The sequence below is a fragment of the Kitasatospora sp. NPDC051170 genome (genome assembly GCF_044455705.1).
Lineage (GTDB): Bacteria > Actinomycetota > Actinomycetes > Streptomycetales > Streptomycetaceae > Kitasatospora.
This window is the reverse complement of record NZ_JBITFA010000001.1, coordinates 672026-694467: the sequence shown is the minus strand read 5'-3', so window position 1 is coordinate 694467 and position 22442 is coordinate 672026. Positions and strand designations below refer to the sequence as shown.

Sequence of the window (22442 nt, the reverse complement as noted above, 5' to 3'; positions counted from 1 at the left end):
TCAGGCTCCTCGCACATTGGCGGCCGTCAGGTACAGGATGGTCTTCAGCTCGAAGCTCGTCAGGTACGGGTGCTTGCCGAGGATCAGCGCGCAGAGCCCGGTGATGTGCGGCGCCGCGAAGCTGTTGCCGGTGTTGCGGGTGGTGCCGCCCTTCAGCGCCGCGACCGGCACGGCCTGCCCGCGGGCGAAGAACTCCACGGGCGGGGAGGGGTTGTAGAGCACCAGGCCGGAGTCGTCCTCGGCGTGGCTGCCGACCGACACCACCGAGGAGAAGCGCCAGGGGAAGCTCTCGATCCGGGCGTTGTGGGCCGAGGCGACGATCACCGTCCGGCTGAAGTAGGCGCGGTCGGCGAGTTCGCGCAGCACCTGGTTGAACTGGGGGCGGGAGGTGGACAGGCTCAGGTTGATCACGTCGAAGCCCTGCTCGATGGCCCAGGCCAGGCCGGTCAGCAGGGCCTGGCCGCTGCCGCCTCCGTTCTCGCCCAGGATGCGCACGCTGGACAGCTCGCAGCCGGGCGCGACCGCCCGGACGATGCCGGCGCAGGCCGTGCCGTGCCCGCAGATGTCCGCGGCGTCCACCGGCACCACCGCCGGCTCGCCGTCGCGCTCCACGACCGCGTGGCTGCCGGCGAGTTCGCCGACCATCGGGTGGCCGGGCTCGACGCCGCTGTCCACCACGCAGACCCGCACCCCGGTGCCGTCCGCGCCGCCGTACGCCCACTCGGGCGTGACGCGGCGGGCGCCGTCGGCGGCGACCGGGATGTCCGAGGGGCGGCGGTCCAGCAGGTTCCAGGTGAGGGCGCCGCCGCGGGGGTTCCCGGCGGGCGCATCGGGTGTGGTGGTCATCGGTCGGCGCCGGCTCCTTCGCCGGATCGCCCAGGAGCCGGATCCGCCGGTTCGGCGTCCGCCAGCAGGCGATCGGTGTACGTGACAGCCACGAGGTGCCCCTTCTCGGCGAACCGGCGGCGCGCGACCCGCAGCGCGCCGCGGGCCCGCTCGGGCAGCCCCGCCGCGGCCCTGGCACAGGCCAGGTCCAGGCAGGCGGTGCCCCGGCCGGCGGGGGAGTCGGTGCGGTGGGCGAACAGCACCGCCCGGCGGGCCAGCGCCAGGGCCGGGCCGTGCTCACCGCGCAGCGCCCGGATCCTGGCCCGCACCCCGGAGGCGTCGGCCTGCACGCCCGGCTGGCCCTCGGGCACCGCGAGGCCGTCGACCAGCGCCGTCGCGGCCCGCCAGTCGCCGTCCGCCAGGTGCAGCCGGGCCAGTTCGAGCGAGCAGGTGCGGACCAGCTCCTGCGCCTGGAGCGTACGGGCCGCCTCCAGGGCCTCGCCCAGTGCCTCACGGGCCTGGGCCCGCCGGTCGGCGAGGGCGGCGAGCATCCCGTCGAGCAGCGGCCCGAACACCCGGCCCTCGGCGTGCGCCAGGGCCGCCATCGTCTGCCGGGTGGCGGTCAGGCTCTCGGCCGCGAGGTCGTCGTGGCCCCGCAGCGCGTGCAGCACGGTGAGCGGAAAGCCCAGGGTGCCGCGTACGGCGGGCCGGTCGGCGCCGTGGGCCGCTAGCAGCGCCTCGCAGCGGGCCACCGCGGAGTCGGCGGGCTCCGGGCCACGCCAGAGCGAGAGCCCCGTCGCGCCCAGGGTGTTGGCGAGTTCACGGTCGGCCCCGACGGCGAGCGCGTGGGTCAGCGCCGGGCCCAGCGTGCGCAGGGCCTCGGCGTGCCGCCCGCGCCGCCGGTGGCACCCCGCGAGCACGAGCCGGCTGCGGGCCAGGCCCAGCTGGTCGCCGGTGGACTCGAACACGGGAAGGGCCACGGCCGCCGCGCGCTCGAGCGCCGCCTCGTCGGACGCGGAGACGGCCAGGTGCAGCCGCGCGTGGGCGGCGGTGGCGGCCGCCCCCGCCGCGTCGGCCTCGGCGGCCGCCCGGGTGAGCAGGTCGCGGGCCTCGGCCGGGCGCCCCAGGGTCAGCAGCACCTCGCCCAGCCGTTGCAGCAGCTCGGGGCGGCCCTCCTCGCCGGGGGAGGTGAGCTCGGCGGCCCGTTCGAAGAGGGTCAGCGCCCAGGGCAGGTCCACCCGGTCCAGCGCACCCGACCCCGCCCGGACCAGGTGCCGCACCGCGCGCTCGCGCAGCCGCAGACCGTGCTCGTCCAGCCGGACGACGGCGCTGCGGTAGCGGTACGCCTGCTCGAAGTGGGTGCCGATCAGGGCGTCCGGCCGGCCCGTCCGCACCAGGAACCCGGCGTACCGCTCGTGGAGTTCGCCGCGCCGCAGCTTGGTCAGCCCCTCGTAGGCCACCCGCCGGGTGACCTCGTTGACGAAGCAGTAGGCCGCGCCCGCCCCGAACGGCCTTCGGACCGGCCGTACCAGGCCCCGCCGGGACAGCGTCCGCAGGACCGCCGAGCGGTCCTGGTTGCCGTCCGTCGTCAGCTCCGCCAGGTCGGCGGCGTCGAACTCGCGGCCCACCACGGACGCGTGCCGCAGGGCGGTGCGCTCGGTCTCCGCCAGCCGGTCGATCCGGGCCGCCAGCAGCGACTGCAGGGTCGGCGGCAGCTCCCGGATGCCGCCGGTCTCCTCGACGGTGACGGCCAGCTGCTCCAGGTAGAGCGGGTTGCCGTCCGCCTGGGCGACGATCTGGTCCGTCGCGCCGCCGTCGTGCAGCGCGAGGTCCACCAGATGGGCCGCCAGCACGGTGGAGTCGGCGGCGGACAGGCCCGTGAGCGTGACCGTGGTCGAGTTGGCGCGGCCCGTGCCCCAGCCCGGGCAGCAGTCGATCAGCTCGGGCCGGGCCAGGCAGAGCAGCAGCACCGGAAGCCGGCGCGTCTCCTCCACCAGCCGCTCCAGCAGGCCCAGCAGCGGCCGCTCGGCCTGGTGCAGGTCGTCCAGCACCAGCAGGACCGGGCGGGTGGCGGTGAGCTCGGTCAGCACATGGGCGAGCGCGGCGCAGGTCGCGTCCACGGACGGGGACGGCGTGCCGTCCAGCAGCAGGCCCGTGCGCAGCAGCCCGATCGCGTCGGCGGCGCCGCTGGTCGGTGCCCCTTCTCCCGCCTGCGACAGCTCGGCGATCAGCGGGTCCAGGCACTCGGCCAGGGCGTGCAGCGAGCCGCCGGTGCCGGGTGCCCGGCACCGGCCCGTGCCCACCGGGCCCTCGCACCGGCGCAGCCACTCCTCGACCAGCCGGGACTTCCCGATGCCCGCCTCCCCGAGCAGGGTCAGCACGTGCACGTCGCGCTCCTCCACCACCCGCAGCCAGGCCAGGTCGAGCTCGCTCAGGTACCGCTCGCGCCCCACGAAGGGCACGTCGGGGCGGCGCGCCTGCCCCGGGACCGGCTCCGCCACGTCCACCAGCAGCGCGGCCTCCACCTCCTGGGCCACACCCTTCAGCCGCAGCGGGCCCACCCGGTCCACGGTCAGGCCCGGTTCGGCGGCGCGCCAGGTCTGCGCGCTGAGCAGGACCGTCCCCGGGTCGGCCGCCGCCTGCAGCCGGGCGGCGATGTTGACCACCTCGCCGGAGACCAGGGCCTGACGGTTCGCCGGATCCGCCGTGGTGACCACCTCGCCGGTGTGCACCCCGATCCGCACCCCCAGCCGCACCCCGTGGTCCCGCTCCAGCTCCGCGTTGAGCCCGTCCAGCGCGGCCGGCATGGACCGCGCCGCCGCCAGCGCCCGGTGCGCGTCGTCCTCCCGGGTCGCGGTCAGGCCGAACACCGCCATCACGGCGTCCCCGATGAACTTCTCCACGATCCCGCCGTGCTCCTCGATCCGCTGCTCCATCAGCGCGTAGTAGCGCAGCAGGATGGCGCGCAGCAGCTCGACGTCGAGCAGACCGGACAGCCGGGTCGAGCCGACCAGATCGCAGAACAGCACCGTCACGACCCGGCGCTCCTCGGCGGCCTGCTCCCCGACCGCGGCCGTGGGTGCGCCGCACCGGGCGCAGAACCGCGCCCCGGCCGGCGGCCGGACGGCGCACGCGGGGCAGCTCATGTTCCCGCCTCCCCGGTCATGCCGACATGTCGCCGATGCACCAGGGCAGCTCGCCGTCGTCCTCCGCCGAGTGCAGGACCACCTCGGGTTCCTCGGGGGCGGCGGTCGGCTCTTCAGGCTCCGGGGGCTCCGCGGGCTCCGTCGTGCCTTCGCTCGGCTGCTCCGTCAACTCGATCAGCCACCTCTCTGACGCCGGGTCGGCTCTTCGGGTACCACGAGGCTAGGGCGCGGCAGTTGAGCTTCGGTTTGCGTCCGGTATGCCGTCGCGGTCCGCTGGGACGGCCCCGGCGGAAGCGCGCGATCAACCTGCCGCATACCGGCGGCAAACCGCCGCTGCCTACCCTCGCGCTGTACTGCGGACCCCCGACCGAGGGAGAAACGATGATCGGCACCAGGCTGGACGAGGCCGACGCGCCGCGGCTGATCAGGACCGACCGCGGCTGGTGGTTCATCGGCAACCGCACCTGGACCCTGCTCAAGCCCGAGCACGTCAGGCCCGACGGCACGCTGCGGCCGGACGTCGACGGATTCCTGCGCAGCGAGGGCGCCTACCGCGAGCGCACCGCGAAGTCCTTCTCGCTCACCGTCCTGACCAGCACCGCCTGCAACCTCGGCTGCGGGTACTGCTTCCAGAACACCGGCCAGGACCTGCTCGGCGGACACCGCCCCCCGCGCATCGACCGGCGGCAGCTCGACTCCGCCACCATCGACCGGATCGTCGGCTTCGCCGCCGGGCGGATGGCCGAGGCCGGGCTGGAGCGGCTCTACCTGCTGCTCTTCGGCGGCGAGCCGCTGCTCAACCCCGCCGGCTGCCTCGAACTGCTGCGCCGCTGCCGCTCGTTGGGGCCGACGACCGCCGCGATGACCAGCAACGGGGTGCTGCTGCACCCGAGGCGCGCCGTCCAGCTGTACGAGGCGGGCCTGCGGACCGTACAGATCACCTTCGACGGGAGCCGGGAGGACCACGACGGCACCAGGGTCACCCACACCGGCGGCGGGACCTTCGACCGCATCCTCGCCAACGTCGCCGCCGCGACCGAACGGACGGGCCTGCTCTGGAACTTCCGGGTCAACGTGTCCCACCACAACGTGGACCGGATCGGCGAGCTGTTCGGCCTGCTCGACGGCCGCACCGACCCGCGCCGCTGCACCTTCACCTTCGCCTGGGTCGGGGATTCCGGGATCGGCTACCGCAACGACCTGGCGCAGGCGCGGGAGGTGGAGGACCGCTTCGTCGAGTGGACGATCGAGACCCTGGAACGCGGCTACCAGCTGGTCCGGCCCTCGATGCGCACCACCTGCCAGATCTGCTCGACCCCCGGCGGCGCGCACGGCGCGGTGGTCAACGCCGACGGCACCCTGTTCAGCAGCTGGCAGTCGGCGGGCAAGCCGGGCATGGAGGTCGGCCACATCGACCACGGCTACCTCGACCCTGGCACCGTGCCCGACCGCTGGGTCACCTGCGGCTACGAGTACGAGCAGGCCGACACCGAGGTGATGAACCGGTTCCAGGACAACGTCGACGCGCGGATCCTGGACTACCTGCTGGCCAGCGGACGCCTGTGACCGGGAAACGTGCGGCGGCCGGCGGCCTGCGCAACCACGTGCTGCGGACCAACGCGAACCTGCGGCGGTCCTTCCTCGCCGACCTGACCTCCAACCTCGGCTCGGCGCTCTCCACCCTCGCCTACCCGCTGCTGGTGCTGAGCCTCGGCGGCTCCGCCGTCCAGGCCGGTACGGTGGCCACCGTCGCGCTCGCCACCCGGCTCGGCCTCAGGCTGCCCGCCGGGAGCCTGGTCGACCGCTGGAACCGGCGGACGGTGATGCTCCTCGCCGACCTGGTGCGGTGCGCGGCGGTGGCCACCATCCCGCTGGTGGCGCTCTGGTCCGTCACGCCGTACTGGCAGCTGCTGCTGGTGGCCGTGATCGAGGGCTCGGCCTCGGCGCTGTTCGGCCCGGCGAACTCGGTGCTCACCCGGGACATCGTGGCCCCGTCGGAACTCGCGGACGCGCTGGGCGTGAACCAGGCCATGCTCTCCGCGGTCAACCTGGCCGGACCGGCGCTCGGCGGCGCCCTCTTCGCGGTCGACCCGCTGCTGCCCTTCACCGTGGACGCGGCCAGCTACGCCCTCTCCGCGCTGCTGATCCGGCGGATCACCGTACGGCCGGGCGCGGGCGCCGGGGTGGAGAGCGGCCCGACCGGCCGGGACACCGGGGCCATGGCCGGGCTGCGCTGGCTGGTCGCGCAGCGGGAGCTGCTGGTGGTCCTCCTGTACGCGGCCGTGATCAACCTGGTCTCGGCCGCCATCGATGTCACCGTCATCCTGGACCTGCGCGCCGGCGGGGCGTCCGGCTCGCTGATCGGGCCGATCCTGTCCTGCGCCGGCGCCGGCGGGATCATCGGCTCGCTGCTGTCCCCTTGGTTGGTACGGAAGTTGAGCATGCGGGCCATCGTGCTCGGCATCGGCGTGGTGTGGACGGCCGTCCTCGCCGTGTTCGCGCTGGTCTTCCAGCCCGCCCTGGTCGCCGTCCTCCTCACCCTCCTGATGCTGCTCTCCCCGGCCGCCGGGGTCGTGGTGTTCAAGGCCCTGCTCGGGCAGACCCCGCGCCACCTGGTCGGCCGGGTGAGCGCCGCGACCAGCCTGCTGCTCAACGGGCTGGCGGCCCTCGGCCCGGTCGCGGCCGGCTCCCTCTACCAGTCGCTCGGCGGCGCACCCGCCTGGGCGGCGCTCGCCCTGCTGACCGGCGCGGTCACGGCGGGCGGCTGGCTGCCCCTGCGCGCCGCCCGTCCACCGGCCGTACCGGCACCGGAGCCCGCCGTCCTCGCCCACGCCGTCGAACCCACCGGATCGGAGCGCGACTGAGATGACGTCAGATCCCTCGGACTCCTCGGACGACCCCTTGGACCTCTCGGACCTCTCGGACCCCTCGGACCTCTCGGACCCCTTGGACCCCTACCGCTGGCTGGAGAACGCCGAGGACCCGGCGGTCCTGGAGTGGACGGCCAAGCAGGAGGCTGCCTACCGGGCCGCCGCCGACGGCTGGCCCGCCCGGGAGCGCTCGCAGGCCCGGCTGCGGGACCTCTACGCGCGCCTCGGCGCACGCTCCGCTCCCCGGCCCGCGGGCGAGCGGCTCTTCCTCACCCGTAACCGTCCGGGGGCCGACCACCCCGAACTGGTGGTGGTCGAGCCCGACGGCACCGTCCGGGTGCTGGTCGATCCGGTGCGGGCCGACCCGAGCGGCACCACCACCCTGGAGGAGTGGGAGCCGTCCTGGGACGGGCGGCTGCTCAGCTACCAGCTGGCCCCCGGCGGCACCGAGAACGCGGCCCTGCTGGTACTCGACGTGGACACCGGCCGGGAGCTCGACGGCCCGATCGACCGCGTCCGCCGCAGCACGGTCGCCTGGCTGCCGGACGCCACCGGCTTCTACTACGTCCGCCGCCTGCACCCCGACCTCAACCCGGGGGAGGGCCAGTACCACCGGCGGGTCCGGCTGCACCGCATCGGCACCGACCCGGAGCAGGACCCGGTGGTCTTCGGCACGGGACGGGAGAAGACCCAGCACTACACCGTCCGCATCAGCCCCGACGGGCGGTGGCTCGCCGTCAGCGCCGCCGCCGGAACCGCACCCCGCCGGGACCTCTGGCTGGCCGACCTCACCGCCGGACCGCCCGAAGCACCCCGCTGGCGCACCGTCCAGGAGGGCCTGGACGCCCGTACGGTCCTCCACCCGCGCACCGGACCCGGCGGCACCTGCCACCTCACCACCGACCTGGACGCCCCGCGCGGCCGGATCGTCGTCACCGGCCCCGGCCGCCCCACCCCCGACACCTGGACCGACCTGATACCCGAGGACCCGCAGGCCGTCCTGGAGGACTTCGTCGTCCTCGACGGGCCGGAGCTCGCCCGCCCGGTGATGCTGGTGGCCCGCACCCGGCACGCCGTCGGCGAGGTCACCGTCCACGACCTGGCCGACGGACGACCGCTCGGCCAACTGCCCGTCCCGCCCTGCAGCAGCGTCGGCAAGCTCCGCGTCGCCGCCCGCGACGCGCACCAGGCATGGTTCCTGTACAGCGGCTTCGCCACCCCGCCCACGGCGCTGCGCTACGACGCGCGCACCGGGGCCCTCGACCCCTGGCGGGCGGCGACCGGGCCTGACACCGGCCCTGCGGCGGCGACGACCCACACCGTCCAGACCACCTACACCTCCCAGGACGGCACCCGCGTCCGGATGTTCGTCATCTCCCCGACCGGCACCCCCGACCGCCCCCGCCCCACCCTCCTCACCGGCTACGGCGGCTTCGGCCAGTCGATGACGCCCGTCTACTCCCCGGAAGCCGTCGCCTGGGTCCAGGCCGGCGGGGTCTACGCCGTGGCCAACCTGCGCGGCGGCGGCGAGGAGGGCGAGGACTGGCACCGCGCCGGCATGCGGGACCGGAAGCAGAACACCTTCGACGACTTCCACGCCGCCGCCGACCACCTGGTCACGGCGGGCTGGACCACCCGGGACCGGCTCGGCATCTGGGGCGCCTCCAACGGCGGCCTGCTCGTCGGCGCCGCCCTCACCCAACGCCCGGACGCCTATGCGGCCGCCGTCTGCATGGCCCCCCTGCTCGACATGGCCCGCTACGAACTCTCCGGCCTCGGCCCCAGCTGGGTCGGCGAGTACGGCACCGCCGCCGACCCCGCCCAGCTGCGCCGCCTCCTCTCCTACTCGCCCTACCACCACGTCCGCCCCGACACCGCCTACCCCGCCGTCCTCCTCGCCGTCTTCGACGGCGACAGCCGCGTCGACCCCCTCCACGCCCGCAAGATGTGCGCCGCCCTCCAAGCCGCCACCACCAGCGCCCACCCGGTCCTGTTCCGCCTCGAACGCGGCGCCGGCCACGGCGCCCGCTCGACCACCCGCCTGACCGAGCTGTTCGCCGACATGCTCGCCTTCTTCGCCGACCGCCTGGGCCTGCCCCTCTGACGGCGCCGATCAGCGGATGCTCCTGCGCCGACGGGAGATCGACCTGCGCGGCGGGACGGACGATCAGCGCAGGACGTGGGGCCGGCACGCCGGGCGGGTCCCCGGTGCAGAACAGGGCCCGGTCGACGAAGACGCTCGGCGTCATGATCACCGCCTCCGCGTCCAGGGCCCGAGGACCCACCCCCGGTGGCCCGGCCCGCCGACGGGATGTACGGCCCGCCGCCGGAATGCACGGACCGGCACCTCGCGGTTCCGGGGTGTCAGCCGATCAGGCCGAGCCGCGGTCCGCCCTGCTCGTGCAGGCGCCGGAGGAACGCGAGTACGCCGGCGGAACCGCCGGCCCAGCCCGCGCTCGCTCCGGCCAGGTTCGCGTCCGGGAAGACCGGTCGGGAGCGGGTGCCGCCGCTGCGGGTCAGGATGATCGCGGCGACGGTCCGAGCCGCCTCCCAGAACTCCTCGGAGTCGGTCGCCAGTGCCACGTCCACCATCAGGTCGCCGACACCCGACAGGCCGCAGCACTGCGTGACCAACGGCATCCGTGGCGCCAGCAGGGCGCAGGTGCGCGCGGCTCGCTCGGCGAGGACGAGGTGCTTCGGCTCGCCCAGGCGGTCGGCGGTCCGGAGCAGCACCGCCCCGATTCCCGCCAGCCCGCGGCACCAGGAGCCGTAGCGTCGCGTCGCGGCCGGTGCGGTCGCCGCCGCGAGGATGTCCGGTGTGAGGGCCGCCAGACGCGCGCACGCCGACCGGGCCCTGTCGGTCGCCTCGGGATCCCCGGTCGCACCGGCGTACTCCGCCAGGAAGTACGCGACACCCGCCGTGCCGTGGGCCAGGCCCTCGCGCAGCGCGGCGTCACCGGCCCGCTCGGTGTCCACGGGCGTCAGCCGGGCCCGGCCTTCGGCCAGCATCCGCTCGCACTCGGCGGCGACGGCGAGGTGCCGGTCGGCCAGGCCGGGGTCGCCTGCTCCGCGCGCCTGACGTGCGAGCAGCAGGCGGCCGACGCCGATGCCGGCGACGCCCTCGATCATGTCCGCTTCCGGCGGTCCGCCGTCCGGGCCCCGGGTGGGCGGCGCGGCGCTGTCCCCCGGCTCATCGGCGCGCGGCGCTCGCGCCCTGCCGACCGCGACCGCCTCCGCCTCCACCTCCGCTTCCGCGAGGAACAGCTCGACGCCGGTGCGGCCCGAGTAGAAGCCCGTGGACAGGCTCCGGGTCTGTTGCGCCGTCCACTGCGCCAGCGCGTCCACGGCTTCGCGTACGGCGGGCCGGTCCGTGTGGCGCAGCAGTTCCAGTCCGAGTCCCGAGCTGCCGCCGTAGACGTCGATCGGTGTCGGGATGTCCGCGCGGGCGGCGAGCGCCGGATCGACGATCCTGTATGCCTCGTCGACGCAGAACGCCGTCGTGTGCTCGACGATCTCCGCGAGCAGTCCGGCGTCGAGCCGCATGCCTTGCGGGCCCCCGGACGTCCGGCGCGTCTCCCGGGTGGCGCGGGCGGCTCGGGCGGTGGGCGCGGTGGGCGCGGTGGGCGTTGTGGGCGGCTCGGTCCTCAAGGCGCGGAGCCGTTCGGCGCCGGCTCCGCGTAGGGCGGGGTCAAGGCTCGTCAACTCCCCTATCACCGCCCGGATCCACCGGTGCCGGTCACCCGGGAGGGCCCATGCCAGGCCCTCCAGGGTGCGCTCCCGGTTGACCCCGGCGTCCGCGTCGACGATCACCGGATCCAGACCGGTGGCGGCGAAGTACAGGGTCGCCCCCAGCGCGTAGTAGTCGTCGGCGGCTTCGGCGGGTCCGGACGCGCGCCGAACCGGCTTGCTGTATCCGGGAGTTGCGCCATCCGGACCGGTGCCGTGGAGTTCGCCGATCCCGAAGTCGACCAACCGGCACCGGCCGGCGGCGTCCAGCACGACGTTGTCGGGCTTCAGATCGCGGACGACCACACCCCGTTCGTGGACGTCGTCGAGGACGGACAGCAGCCCGAGGGCCAACTCGCGCAGCCCGCGCGGGGGTCGGGCATCCCCGTCGCCCGGGTGCGGCCCACGGTCCCCGTAGGGCCCCTCGTCCCGGACGTCCCGGCGCAGGTTCCGATCGCCGCAGTCGGTGAGCACCAGGTACTCGTCGGCCTCGTGCCCGAAGTAGTCCAGTGCGCGCGGCACCCCGGTGACGCCGTCGAGCGCGGCGAGGACGGTGCGTTCGTGGCGCAGCCGGTCGCGGGTGTCGGCGCCCGATTCGTCCTCGGCCACGAAGGCCCGGGCCTGCTTGATCACCACCGACGCCCCGGTGGCCCGGTCGAGGGCCCGGTAGACGTTGCCCTCGGGTTTGCGCACGATGCCGCCGGTGACCCGGTAGCGTCCACCGCCCATCCCGGGCGTGGGCGCCGACGGCCCGCCGCCGGCCCCGGCCGCGCTCGCGTTGCGCCGCCGGTCGGCGAAGGGGTCCTCGGCCCACGGGGGGCACCGGTAGGAACCGCCGGCGAGTCCGTCGAAGAGCCGGCCGTCCGGCCCGACCATGACCGACTCCAACCGTCCGCTGCGGCCGGTGCGGTAGGCGCCCGTGAAGGGCCCGTAACGGTAGTAGACCGGGGCCTGCGGGTCGACCCGTCGGTCGCTGACGACCTGCGGGCCCTCCCGGCCGCCCAGTACGGAGACGAGTTCCTCGGCGAGTTCGACCACGGTGCCCGTCACCGGGTAGACCGTGATCGCCTTGCCGACCACCCCCGCGCTCGCCGTGCCGGAGTTGATCTCACGCAGGACCTGCGGGCTCCGGGCGAACTTCGCGTGGCAGACGAACCGCTCCAGCACCGGAAGGACGAGACCGGTCACAGCCTCGAGTCCGCCGGGGCGGGCCGAGATGTGGAGCTTCCATCCGTGGTCCATCGCCGGCATGCGCGGATCGTTCAGATACGACCACTTGTCGTCCGACCACCCGCTGCGGCCGGCGATGGACCGGAGCATCCCTAGTCCCCGCAGGCGAAGCGGGTGGTGGCGGTCACCCAGGGGTCGGCAAGACAGGCGGTGGCGCCGTGGTCGTTGCGGTCGTCGTCCTCGAACACGATGGCCTCGTCGTCGACCACCAGCGGGCCGGCGTTGCGGAACTCGTCGACCTTCGGGAGTTCGATCATGGCTACGGGCATGTGACGCCTCCAAGTCCTGTCATGCACGGGTGAGGGCGCGGGTCGCGACCGCTGCGGACCGACAGCCTGCTGAGCCGTGGTCCTGATCCACGAAGGTAGGGAGGAAGGGTGTCTCTGACAAGAGGTCAGGGACTGCCAACTTTACAGCGGCTTCACAGATATGGAGGTTTCGCCACCTTCGGCCATGGTGGTCGGCGGGGCCGGAGTGGCGGGTGTCCAGAGTGCTCGCGCTGGTCGTGGACCGGTCCTGAGGAGCCTCAGCCGCCCGGGGCCGAAGGGTCCTGGGCGGCTGCGCCGTGGGCGAGGTCGAGGCCGAGGCGGGTCGGGTGGTGGTGGACGGACTGGCCGTTGCGGGTGGTGGCGATGAGGCCGGAGTCGCGGAGGACGGACGCGTGGCGCGATGCGGCCGCCACGGAGACGCCGAGGGCGGCCGCGAGCCGGCTGGTGGTCAGGGCCGGTGTCCTGACCACGGCGACCAGGGCCGCCGCCCTGGTCGGGCCCAGGAGGCACTCCAGGGCCCGGGGCGGGGTGCGGAGTTGCGGGTCGCGGGTGAGGGGGGCCGTGGCGGCCGGGTAGCTGATGATGACCTCGTCGGAGAGCGGGTTGAAGCTGATCCGGGTCGCGAGGGCGGAGGGCTGGAGGATCAGGGGCCGTCCTTCGAGAGGCTCCTCGGCCTCGACGTTGGTGTTCAGCCGCAGCATCCGGCCGTCCCAGCGGACCGAAGGGCACAGGGAGTTGAGCAGTTCGCCCGGGCCGCCGACGGCGGCGCGGGTCAGGGCCCCGGCGGCGGCCGTCGCGACGACGGAGGTGACGCGCCGTCGGTACGGGTCCAGTGCGGTGGTGCGCAGGCCGGCGAGTATCCGGGTCAGGTCGGCGACCGCGCGGGGGTGGCCGTCGGCGAGCCCCCGGGTGAAGGGGGTCAGGGCGCCGGACCGGGCGAGGTCCCGCAGGTGGGCCACGGCGGGCGGCGACTGCGGATCGATCGGGGTCGGCGCGGGCAGGGTCGCCTCTTCGAAGAAGGCCGGCAGGTACAGATCGGTGTACAGGTCGAACAGCCTGTTGTGCTGCGGGTTCCAGGTGCGGGCGACCTCGCGGCGCCACGCGGTGAGGTGTCTGTTCGGTGCCTGCCCGGCCAAGTGCTGGCCCGCCAGGGCGAGTTCGTACCCGAGGTCGGGTGTGTCGGCGACCTGGATCCGGTCGAGGTCGTCGGGCGTCAGACGAATCCGTATCAACGGCATCCCCCGTCGCGGAGCCTTTGCGTCGGCGTGCAAAAGCCTAGCCGTCGGGGTGCGGGCCGTCGATCGTTGGTGTGTCCGCAGCAACAACTCGCTTCCACACAGGGGGTACCAGCCCATGCGCTCGACCCGTATCGCCAAGACCCTGGCCGTCGGCGCGGCCCTCGCGCTCTCCGCTCTCGCCGCACCCTCGGCGACCGCCGCGACGGCGCCCGGCGCCGCCCTGTACGACTGTTCCGACTACTACTCCGTCAGCAGCAGCAACGTGAACCTCTACGGCTACGTCGGCTACGTGGACCTCCAGTACTCGCCCGGCTGCCACGCGACCCGGTCGCACTTCCACGTGGCCGACTCGTTCCGCAACGGCCACTCGGGGTGGAACGTCCGCCTCTGGGTCGACAACGGCAGGAACGCCGACAGCACCGCCCAGAACGTGCTGGTCGAGTACAACTACCCGAACAACACCTCGTACGCCGACTACTGGTCGCCCAGCACGAGCATCTACGGGAACCCGACGGAGGTGTTCACCGCCGGGGTGACCTGGACGTACAACGCCTGTCGGGGGGAGTGGATCTCCGGCTGGCACGACTACAGCAACGGCTACAACTTCAACGACGGCGGGGCGTCCTCCTACAGCCAGGGATGCCACGGCTGAGGGGCCCGGCTCGGCGGCTACTTCGGCCCGTACCCGTTCAGCTCGGTCGGCGGCTTCGTGCCCAACTACCCGACCAGCGGCGGCCGGGAGGCCCAGACCCGGCCGACCGAACACCGCTACGGCAACGCCACGGTCGCGTGGCGCGGCGGCTGTCACGGAACCTGCGGCCGAGGAGGCTTCCGTCGCCGTCTGACGCGCGGTGGGGAGGGCCGGTCGCGGTCAGGTGCGCGGCCGGCCTCCTGCGGGCGAGGGGGTCATGAGCAGCCACAGCGCCCGCGCGGCTGTGCCCTCGGCGGGAGGCTCGCCGTCGGCGGTCTCGGCGGTCTCGGCGGTCTCGATGGTTTCGACGGCCAGGCGGACGCGGTCCGCCCACGCCTGCCGTTCCGCGAACAGGCCCCGGAGCTCCCAGTACCGGTGCAGCGCCTGGGCCATGAACCGGGCGTCCTCCCAGAAGCCCCGGGCGATGGCGTGCCCGAGGGCGGCGCCGAGCGTGAGCCTGTTGTGGTGGAGCAGGGCGAGGGCGCGCTCGGCCTCTCCGCCCTCCGCCTTCTGCGTCACCCAGGCGCCGAACATCCCGCAGGTCTCCAGGAACGCGCGGTCGACGGCGCAGGAGTCGACGGCGCTGCCGTTTGCCTGGAGAAGGGCCGGCAGGGCAGCGGGGATGCGGTACCGGCCGGCGCCGAGGGAGGTGAGCAGGCCCACCCGGGCGGCGCGCGCCAGCAGGCCGTCCCACTCCTGCGCGCTGCGCCACCGGAAGGGCTCCGGGCACCGGGGGACGCGGGAGTAGGCCGCGAGCAGGTTGCTGTCCGCGACGCCCCGGAAGAGCCCGAGTACGGTGAGCGCCTGCTGGTCGGCGTCGGACAGGTGGCCCAGGGAGTAGGCGATGCTCGCGCTCAGGGAGGCGGTCCGGCTGTCGACAGCGGATCCCGGCGGGGGAGCGGCACCCCGCAGGGCGTCGAGCAGGGCGTCGAGCAGGTCCCGTGCGTCCGTGCTCTCCAGGTGGGAGAGGACCAGCCGCAGGCTCAGCGGGTGTCCGTCCAGTCGACGCAGGAGCTCTGCGAAGGAGCGCGTCTCCCGTCGGCGGCGGGCCTGCGGGTAGCGGCCGAGCAGCTGGTCGGCGTACTCGTGCGCCTCCTCGGGCTCGAGGCCGGGGACGGCGATCCGGCGGACGGCGCCCAGCCACTGTTCCTCCGTACGGCTGGTGACGAGGACGGCGCTGCGGCCGCCTGCGGCCACCCGGGCGAGGAAGGCGCGCAGCTCCGTCCGCTCGGTCTCGGAGAGCGGCGGGGTCGCCCCGGTGGGGTCGGGCATCGCGTACGCGGCCTCGAAGTCGTCCCAGATCAGCAGCATCCGCCGGGTGCACAGGGCGTGCTCGACCCGGGCGCGGCGTGCGGCGCGGTCCAGGTGCGGGAAGTCCTCGTCGCCCAGGCGCTGCCCGACGGCGTCGACCACCCCGTCCAGGCCGAAGGTGGCGACTCCGGGGTGGAAGGAGTGCCGGACGACCAGCTCCGGGGCGTCGATCGCGCCGGTGTCGCGGTACCAGCGCGCGAACGCCTTGGCGAGTTCGGTCTTCCCGGTGCCGGCCGGTCCGTGCAGGAGGACCACGCGGTGCAGCCTTACTGCCGACTCCAGGGTGTGGAAGAGGGCGTCACGTCCGACGAACTCGCCCTCGGCGGCCAGGTCCGGGTCCTCCTGCTCCTCGGGCACGGGCGCTGCGGGGCCCAGCCCCGCGCCCCGGAGCCAGGGGAAGCCGGCCTCGCTGCGGGCGTACAGGACGGGGACCGTCCAGTCGGCCAGCGGCAACTGCCCCTTCGGCGACGGCCGTTGGTCGCCCGTCGCGAGCCTCCGGCGGCCCTCCGCGACGGCCTCCGTGACGCGGTCGCCCGCCAGCAGGCGTTCGTAGAAGGTCGCCATGAACTCGGCGGCGGCCCCCGCGTCCATGCTGTAGGCCATCGTGACGACGGCCGCGGTGCCCTCCTGGAGGAGCTGCGTCGCGACCACGGCCTCCACCCCGGCACCGACCGCCGCCGATGACCGGCAGGCGTTCAGGACGACGATCGGCACCTGGGCCTGGGCGAGCACCCCGGCCGCCCGCTCGGCCGGCACCAAATCCTGCCCGCCCGTCGGGTGTTCGAACGCCAGCATGCCCTGCGGGCCCTGGCCGTCGAAGGAGCGCGGGGCGAAGCGGTCGACGGGCCGCTGGGCGTGCTCGAAGACGCCGTGCCCGTCGAAGTGCACGATCTGGAACGGCTCGCCCGCCGCCCTGGCCTCGGCCAGCACCTCCGCGAGGCGGTCGAGCGTCGGCGGGCGCAGCACGACCAGGTCGACCTCCTCCCGCAGCGGCGCCAGACGGCGGAGCAGCGGTCGGGCGATCATCCGGTAGCCGATGTCCTGCGGCCCGTCCGGCCGGGAGACCACCGTCAGGACCCGCAGGCGCGAGGCGCTGACCCGCGCCACCTCGGTGGGCTGGGCCGTGAGGAGGCCCCGGGAGAAGGTCACCCGGTCGAGGGCGACCGGCCTGGGCCGCGCCGGGTCGGTCATCAGCTCCCAGGGCAGGCCCAGCGGCCCGGTGGTGGCGGAGAGGATCACGACCTCCGTCGGACCGCCCCGCTCCCGGGCGCGGAGGTAGGCGTCACGGGCCGGGCCGGAGCCGAACACCGCCTTGAAGATGCGGGCGCCCCAGACCGGCAGCCGCGCCTCGACCGCGCTCCCGCGCTCGCCGTAGACCCCGAACGGCGAGCTCAGGTACTGCTCCAGGTACCAGCGGAGCTCCTCCAGGTCGTGCTTGTCCAGGGGCCACCGCAGGGGAGCCGCGGGAGCGGCGACCGTCGGATAGAGCTCACCCGAGGGCCACTCCCGGACCGTCACCAGCCCATCAGCCCCGCACTCGACCAGCAGACGATCTGTCACAAACCCCGCCCCGGCTACCGGAGGCGGCGACTGGCCAGCCCCGTTCGGCACAGAGCATAGGGGGTGATCGACTGGCCGGAGAACGCCTGCCCCGGAGAGCCCCAGAGAGCCCGGGAGAGACCGGGGGAGTGGAGGGCGGGACCAGCTCGCGACCGAGGGTGGCCCTCTCGGCTGCACCACCGAGGAGCAGGCCCGCCGCGAGCTGATCGCCTCCGGCGGCCGGCCCGCCCGCCCTGCCGGAGCGTGCGGTCAGTCCCGCGCGCCGGGGTCGGCGGCGAGGCGGCCGAGGAGGGCCATCACCGTGATCCGGGTCCGCTTCTCGTTCGTCACCGTGCAGTGGGCGTCGACGCCCCGGGGGTCCGGGTCCTCGTCCGGGTCGGTCAGGCCGATCCGGACCAGGTCCACGGCGTACTCGCGGCACCGGGCGTAGGCCTCCACGGCCTTCACCGCCTCGACGTGGTCGATGCGCCCCGGGTCCTCGCCACGCAGCAGCGCCGGGGTGGGCAGCGGGCCCAGCACGTCACCGATCCACTCCGCGACGCCCTCCCGCGAGCATCCCTGCTCCAGGCCCGAGGCCCGCGCCGCGGTGAGCGCCAGGTGCACGAGCAGCAACCCGAACCAGTTGGCCGCCTCCGCCGGAGGCGTGTCCACCCCGGCGGGCGGCATCACGGCCTCGTACATCGCCTCCGTGTCATCGCCACCCGCGGCGGCGATGACGGCCTTCACGGCGCTGCCGAGGGCAGCCTGGTCGATGGTCATGTCGCAGTTCTCCCCACGGTCGGCAGCGGTCAACTTACCGCTCTTTTGCGGGGATCGGGCCGGTTTGGCCGCTTCTCACCCGCTTGCCGGCCGCTCGGGCCGGGCCTCCGGCTGCGGAGATTCACCGGAGATTCACCCGAGTGAGTGACTGTCATGGACAGTACACGTGCGGTCTACTGTCCACGGGTGGCGGGACCGGTCCCGCCGCGTGGTGGAGGAGGGAGGGGATCGGTGGTGTTCATGCGGCGTCTGCTGCTGCCCGTGGTCCTGGCGGTCGCGATGGTGGTGGCGATGGCGGGCGGGACCACGGTCGCGAACGCGGTGCCCGCCGGGGCGGGTTGGCGTCCGACCGCGGTGCCGAGGAGTGAGGTGGCGGCCGGGGAGATGCGGTCGGACCGGGAGGAGGTGCCCGCCGGGTTCAGCAAGGCGGAGGCGGACCGGGCGGAGACGCTGGAGGCCCGGCGGGACGCGGCGCCGGGGTGCCAGGTGTACTGGCCGGCGCCGTACGAGGTGTGCGGGGCGATCCGGGACAAGTACAACGAACTCGGGGGCCCCAACAGCTTCCTGTCCTTCCCGAAGTCGAACGAGCTGACCAATCCGGGCGGGTACGGCAAGCGCACCGAGTTCGTCAACGGGCCCATCTACTGGTCGCCGCAGGGCGGTGCGCACCCGGTGGTCAACCACTTCTTCGCCGCCTGGGCCCGCAACGGCTACGAGGCCGGGCCGCTCGGCTACCCCACCTCCGACGAGATCGTGAACCCGGACAACATCGGGCGGCGCCAGTACTTCGAGCACGCCACGATCTACTGGAAGCTCAACGAGGCGTACGCGGTGCGCGGCGCCATCCGCGACAAGTGGGGCGAGGCGGGCTGGGAGAGCGGCTACCTCGGGTACCCGGTGAGCGACGAGTTCGCCACCCCGGACGGGATCGGGCGGGGCGCCCGCTTCGAGCACGGGATGATCTACTGGACGGACGCCTACGGCGCGCACCCGGTCAGCGGCGGGCTGCTCGACAAGTGGACCCTGTCCGGCTACGAACGCGGCCCGTACGGCTACCCGGTCGCCGACCAGCGCCCCCGCGGCTCCTCCTGGGACCAGGACTTCCAGTTCGGCACCATGGGCTTCCCCACCGACCCCGTCGCCGCGGGCGTCCCCGACGACGAGGGCGGGGACACCGACGTGGACGAACCCGAACCGGTGACCTGGCAGGACTTCGCCGACGACGCGGGCCTCGGGGTGAGCGCCAGGGTCACCCAGGACAAGGCGGGCAGCCTGGACCCCTGCCGGCCCGGCGAGTCCTGCACGGAGGAGGGGGCGGCCACCGCCGCGCCCCGCACCGTACGGGACCTTCCGATCGCTGACGGCCCCGACACCCAGGGCCGGTTCATCCCCGAGTGGTGCACCAGGGACCCGTTCGACAGCCGCTGGAAGGTGCAGCGCAAGCACGCCTGCGCGACCTGGTCCAACCTCGCGGTCAAGGTCCGCGACACCAAGGGCGCCGAGATCGGGAGGATGGAGTACGCCGTGAAGTCGGGGATCCTGAGCTCGCACAAGTCCGGCGCGCTCCAGCAGGAGTTCCGGGTCGAGTTCGGGAACTTCACGGGCGAGGTCGGCAAGCCCACCTTGGTGTACCAGCCGACGTACCTCGGCTACGGCACCGGCGCCTACAGCGTGGACGGCCCCGCCAGCGGATCGCCCGTCAGCCCCAACAGCGTCAAGACCTTCGTGGTCACCTGGAAGCAGCAGACCAAACCGGACAACACCCAATGGAGCCCCGGTCTCCAGATCACCTGGAACCTCGGCAACCTCGCGCCGAACGTCACCGCCTCCAACAGCGGGACGTACCGGTACAGCGGCTTCCGCTGCGACTCCACCTTCAAGATGGCCCGCAAGTACCGGCAGGGCTGCGTGGTGCCCGGCTCCACGCCCACGTTCGAGCTGACCGCCCTCGTGCCGGAGCAGACCTGGCACGTCCAGGAGGCCATCCGCTCCGGCCTGCCCGGCGGCGCCGGCCGTCCGCTGAGCCGCCTGACCGACCAGGTGAAGCGGGACATCAACCGGCAGATGTCCTGCCCCCGTTCCGGCCCGGTGTACGCCGCCCGGCAGCTCCCGGGCCGGTCCTGCGACGAGTACCCGTTCGCCTCGACGTACCAGGGCTCGGCCCTGTCGAACGGCCCGGGCCGGACCGTCCACGAGTACTGCCACGTAGCGGACCTGCCGATCGCCACCGGCTCGACCGGGTACAGCGTCTGCATGATCGACGCAGGGCAGAACTCGAGGAGCGGCAGCCTGCTCGGCGCGTTCTACCGCACCCAACGGGTCGTCGACCAGGACGACTTCACCCTCACGACCACTGGAGGGGCGCCGCCGGCCAAACCCTAGGCTTCCCCCGCCTCGCGACCCGGCGGCCGCGCACCGGTCGGTCGAGCACCGGTCGGTCGAGCAGCATGGGGACGACCTGCATGACGACCTCTTCGAGCGGCTGGTGATCGACCGCATCACGGGCTGACGCCGGCGGCGGCCCGAAAAATGGTTTGCGGGGGAGGGCCGCGGTTCGGTAGACCTACCGCTGGAACTTCGGCACAAGGGCCGGAGGCCACGACGGAGAGAGGAGGGATAAAGCCCATGAACGCCATGATCACTGTGCTTGTCTCCTCCCAGGGTGCGGACCGCGTCTGACCCCGGAGCGGACAGGCACCTTCACCGGAGTGTGCCTTGACCGTGGAAACGTACGACCTGACCATGCGTCCGATCACCGGGCGCGAAGAACTCGACCTCTTCTGCCAACTGCCGTACGCCCTCAACGGGGAGCTGGCGGACGACCTCGCCGCCGGCCGCCGACGCCCCGAGTGGATGTGGGTCGCCGTGCGCGGTGACCGGCTGCTCGCCAGGGTGGCCTGGTGGAGCCGGCCGGGCGGTGACGCGCCGCTCATCCTGGACGTGCTCGACATCTCCGAGGGCGTTCCCGAGACCCCGGACACCCGGGACGTCGGGGTGCGGCTGCTGCGCGCCGCGATGGCCGCCGTCCTCCCGGCCGGGGCGCAGCCCCCCGAGTACAGCCGCTTCGTGCCTGCCGACTGGCGCGAGAGCCCGGCGTCGAGGAGGGCCGTCGAGGACCGCATGGCCGCCGTCGAGCGGACCGGTGCCCGGCCGCTCGTCGAACGGCTGCGCCTGGAGTGGCGCCCGGGAACGGCCGTTCCCGAGCGCGACGGGCGGCTGGCCTTCCGGCCCGTCCGCGACGGGGAGGAGCTCGTGGGCCTCATGTCCTCGGCCCTGGACGGGACCTTGGACGCCCACAGCCGCGCCGACCTGACCCGGATGCCGCCGCATGAGACGGCCCTGCGGCACTACGAGGACGAGTTGGCGCGCTACACCAGCTCACGCGACTGGTGGCGCGTCGCGACCCTGCCCGACGGAGAGCCGGTGGGGTTCGTCATCCCGGCCCACAACGGCTACAACCCGATCATCGCCTACCTCGCCGTCCTGCCCCCGTTCCGGGGCAACGGGTACATCGACGAGATCCTCGCCGAGGGCACCCGCATCCTCGCCGGGCAGGACGTCCCCCGCATCCGGGCGTCCACGGACCTCGGCAACGTCCCGATGGCGAACGCCTTCCGCCGCGCCGGATACGTCAACTTCGAGCGGGAGATCACGATGACCTGGAGCTGACGGCGACGCCTCCTCAGGCCGGGACGGCCTCGACCACGGAGAGCACCGTCTCCGTCGGGAGGACGCGGGACAGCCGCAGGCCGGCCCGGCCGAGGAGCTTCGCGAAGTCCGCCTCGGTGCGCTCGCGGCCCGTGAGCGAGGTCATCATCAGCAGGTCCAGGGTCTTCGCCTGATGGGGGGCGTTGTCCCGCTGGACCACGGCGTCCAGGACCAGCAGCCTGCCACCGGGGCGCAGGGCGTCCCGGCAGCGGCTCAGCAGGGTCACGCACTCCTCGTCGTCCCAGTCGTGGGTGATCCGCTTCAGCAGCAGGACGTCGCCGCCGGGCACCGCGCCGAAGAAGTCGCCCTCCACGGTGCTCCAGCGGCCCGCGACCCGCTCGTCACCGGCGAGCCGGTGGCCGGCCAGGACGTGGGCGCGGTCCTGGAGCACGCCCTTCAGGCCGGGGTTGCGGCGCAGCACCTCGAGCAGCAGCCCGCCGTGGCCGCCGCCGACGTCCACCACCGTCCCGGTCTCCGGGAAGTCGTAGGCGGCGGCGATGGCCGCGTTCTCCGGGTCGGACATCGCCGCCATGCCGACGTGGAAGACGGCGGCGGTCTCCGCGTCCTTGGCGAAGTGGTCGAAGAACGGCATCCCGAACACGGCGTCGAAGGCCGTGGTCCCCTCGGTGAGGCAGTGCGACATCCGCCCCGCCGGCAGCCAGAACGTGGGGTCGGTGAGCATCCGCACCGCACTGCTCGCCGAGTACGGCACGTCGCTGCGCAGCGCCTGCCCCACCTCCGTCAGCGCGAACCGCCCCTGATCGTCCTCGACCACCACGCCCCGGGTCGCGAGCAGGCGCAGCACCCGGTACAGGTTGACGGTGTCGGTCCTGGTGGTGGCGGCCAGCTCGGCCGGAGTCGCCGGCTCGTCCGCGAGGGCGTCGGCCACCCCGATCTCGGCGGCGGCACGCAGGGCGGCGGGAAAGACGAAGCCGAGCGACTCGTCGATGAGGAACGCCGCCGAGCGCCGCAGCCCCTCCTCCGCAGTCGCTCCCGCCCCGTCGCCGATGCTCCGGTCCTCGTCCTGCGGCATGCGTCCTCCTCGGTGGGCCTGCGGTTCGGGCACCGGGATCCTGACCTGCCGTCACCGAATCCAAACACACCGTGAT

General features: G+C 74.0%; 15 protein-coding genes. 6 read left to right on the top strand and 9 right to left on the bottom strand.

Features of this window, described 5'->3' with window-relative positions:
- From ACIBCA_RS03115 to ACIBCA_RS03105, 3 genes are read right to left on the bottom strand one after another with little or no spacing between them, the layout of a single operon-like run.
- A complete protein-coding gene (locus ACIBCA_RS03115; protein ID WP_396281039.1) occupies positions 1 to 846 on the bottom strand; it encodes a S8 family peptidase in 846 nt (281 codons plus the stop codon).
- Positions 843 to 3971, bottom strand: coding sequence for an adenylate/guanylate cyclase domain-containing protein (locus ACIBCA_RS03110; RefSeq protein ID WP_396281038.1), 3129 nt, complete (start codon positions 3969 to 3971; stop codon positions 843 to 845). Before ACIBCA_RS03110 ends, ACIBCA_RS03115 begins: the two co-directional genes overlap by 4 nt.
- Before the next feature lie 16 nt (positions 3972 to 3987).
- Positions 3988 to 4140 carry a hypothetical protein gene (locus ACIBCA_RS03105; RefSeq protein ID WP_396281037.1) on the bottom strand — a complete coding sequence of 51 codons (153 nt, stop codon included), beginning with the start codon at positions 4138 to 4140 and terminating at the stop codon, positions 3988 to 3990.
- Positions 4141 to 4352: 212 nt separating this feature from the next.
- On the opposite strand from ACIBCA_RS03105, the gene ACIBCA_RS03100 reads away from it, so the two are divergent.
- From ACIBCA_RS03100 to ACIBCA_RS03090, 3 genes are read left to right on the top strand one after another with little or no spacing between them, the layout of a single operon-like run.
- Positions 4353 to 5537, top strand: a complete 1185-nt coding sequence (locus ACIBCA_RS03100) for a radical SAM protein (protein WP_396281036.1) — start codon at positions 4353 to 4355, stop codon at positions 5535 to 5537.
- Positions 5534 to 6835: an MFS transporter gene (locus ACIBCA_RS03095; RefSeq protein WP_396281035.1), complete on the top strand. Its 1302-nt coding sequence runs from the start codon at positions 5534 to 5536 to the stop codon at positions 6833 to 6835. The genes ACIBCA_RS03100 and ACIBCA_RS03095 overlap by 4 nt, the downstream gene beginning before the upstream one ends.
- A 1-nt stretch (position 6836) precedes the next feature.
- On the top strand, positions 6837 to 8945 hold the full coding sequence (locus ACIBCA_RS03090) for a prolyl oligopeptidase family protein (protein WP_396281034.1): 2109 nt from the start codon (positions 6837 to 6839) through the stop codon (positions 8943 to 8945).
- 260 nt (positions 8946 to 9205) lie between these two features.
- Here ACIBCA_RS03090 and lanL read toward each other — a convergent pair whose 3' ends face one another.
- The 3 genes from lanL to ACIBCA_RS03075 all read right to left on the bottom strand — a co-directional run bounded on the left by lanL (position 9206) and on the right by ACIBCA_RS03075 (position 13298).
- Positions 9206 to 11887, bottom strand: a complete 2682-nt coding sequence (gene lanL / locus ACIBCA_RS03085) for a class IV lanthionine synthetase LanL (protein WP_396281033.1) — start codon at positions 11885 to 11887, stop codon at positions 9206 to 9208.
- A 2-nt stretch (positions 11888 to 11889) separates the two neighbouring features.
- Positions 11890 to 12066: an SflA family class IV lanthipeptide gene (locus tag ACIBCA_RS03080; protein WP_396281032.1), complete on the bottom strand. Its 177-nt coding sequence runs from the start codon at positions 12064 to 12066 to the stop codon at positions 11890 to 11892.
- A 257-nt stretch (positions 12067 to 12323) separates the two neighbouring features.
- Entirely contained in the window at positions 12324 to 13298 is a 975-nt protein-coding gene (locus ACIBCA_RS03075) for an ArsR/SmtB family transcription factor (RefSeq protein ID WP_396281031.1), read from the bottom strand.
- A gap of 121 nt (positions 13299 to 13419) precedes the next feature.
- Between ACIBCA_RS03075 and ACIBCA_RS03070 the strand changes: the two genes are divergently transcribed.
- Entirely contained in the window at positions 13420 to 13956 is a 537-nt protein-coding gene (locus ACIBCA_RS03070) for a hypothetical protein (RefSeq protein WP_396281030.1), read from the top strand.
- 219 nt (positions 13957 to 14175) lie between these two features.
- Here the strand turns inward: ACIBCA_RS03070 and ACIBCA_RS03065 are convergent, their stop codons facing one another.
- On the bottom strand, positions 14176 to 16866 hold the full coding sequence (locus tag ACIBCA_RS03065) for a CHAT domain-containing protein (protein WP_396281029.1): 2691 nt from the start codon (positions 16864 to 16866) through the stop codon (positions 14176 to 14178).
- Positions 16867 to 17115: 249 nt separating this feature from the next.
- A complete protein-coding gene (locus tag ACIBCA_RS03060; protein ID WP_396281028.1) occupies positions 17116 to 17625 on the bottom strand; it encodes a hypothetical protein in 510 nt (169 codons plus the stop codon).
- Between the two features lie 240 nt (positions 17626 to 17865).
- Here ACIBCA_RS03060 and ACIBCA_RS03055 point away from each other — a divergent pair, with 240 nt between their 5' ends.
- Both ACIBCA_RS03055 and ACIBCA_RS03050 read left to right on the top strand, forming a co-directional pair.
- On the top strand, positions 17866 to 20007 hold the full coding sequence (locus ACIBCA_RS03055) for a hypothetical protein (protein ID WP_396281237.1): 2142 nt from the start codon (positions 17866 to 17868) through the stop codon (positions 20005 to 20007).
- A gap of 360 nt (positions 20008 to 20367) precedes the next feature.
- On the top strand, positions 20368 to 21294 hold the full coding sequence (locus tag ACIBCA_RS03050) for a GNAT family N-acetyltransferase (protein ID WP_396281236.1): 927 nt from the start codon (positions 20368 to 20370) through the stop codon (positions 21292 to 21294).
- Positions 21295 to 21307: 13 nt separating this feature from the next.
- On the opposite strand, the gene ACIBCA_RS03045 is transcribed toward ACIBCA_RS03050, so the two are convergent.
- On the bottom strand, positions 21308 to 22366 hold the full coding sequence (locus ACIBCA_RS03045; protein ID WP_396281027.1) for a methyltransferase: 1059 nt from the start codon (positions 22364 to 22366) through the stop codon (positions 21308 to 21310).
- Positions 22367 to 22442 lie beyond the last annotated feature (76 nt).

Coding starts and splice junctions, on each gene's coding strand:
- ACIBCA_RS03115 (WP_396281039.1), bottom strand. CDS start 846: ATGACCACCACACCCGATGCGCCCGCCGGGAACCCCCGCGGCGGCGCC.
- ACIBCA_RS03110 (WP_396281038.1), bottom strand. CDS start 3,971: ATGAGCTGCCCCGCGTGCGCCGTCCGGCCGCCGGCCGGGGCGCGGTTC.
- ACIBCA_RS03100 (WP_396281036.1), top strand. CDS start 4,353: ATGATCGGCACCAGGCTGGACGAGGCCGACGCGCCGCGGCTGATCAGG.
- ACIBCA_RS03090 (WP_396281034.1), top strand. CDS start 6,837: ATGACGTCAGATCCCTCGGACTCCTCGGACGACCCCTTGGACCTCTCG.
- lanL (WP_396281033.1), bottom strand. CDS start 11,887: ATGCTCCGGTCCATCGCCGGCCGCAGCGGGTGGTCGGACGACAAGTGG.
- ACIBCA_RS03080 (WP_396281032.1), bottom strand. CDS start 12,066: ATGCCCGTAGCCATGATCGAACTCCCGAAGGTCGACGAGTTCCGCAAC.
- ACIBCA_RS03070 (WP_396281030.1), top strand. CDS start 13,420: ATGCGCTCGACCCGTATCGCCAAGACCCTGGCCGTCGGCGCGGCCCTC.
- ACIBCA_RS03060 (WP_396281028.1), bottom strand. CDS start 17,625: ATGACCATCGACCAGGCTGCCCTCGGCAGCGCCGTGAAGGCCGTCATC.
- ACIBCA_RS03055 (WP_396281237.1), top strand. CDS start 17,866: ATGCGGCGTCTGCTGCTGCCCGTGGTCCTGGCGGTCGCGATGGTGGTG.
- ACIBCA_RS03050 (WP_396281236.1), top strand. CDS start 20,368: ATGCGTCCGATCACCGGGCGCGAAGAACTCGACCTCTTCTGCCAACTG.
- ACIBCA_RS03045 (WP_396281027.1), bottom strand. CDS start 22,366: ATGCCGCAGGACGAGGACCGGAGCATCGGCGACGGGGCGGGAGCGACT.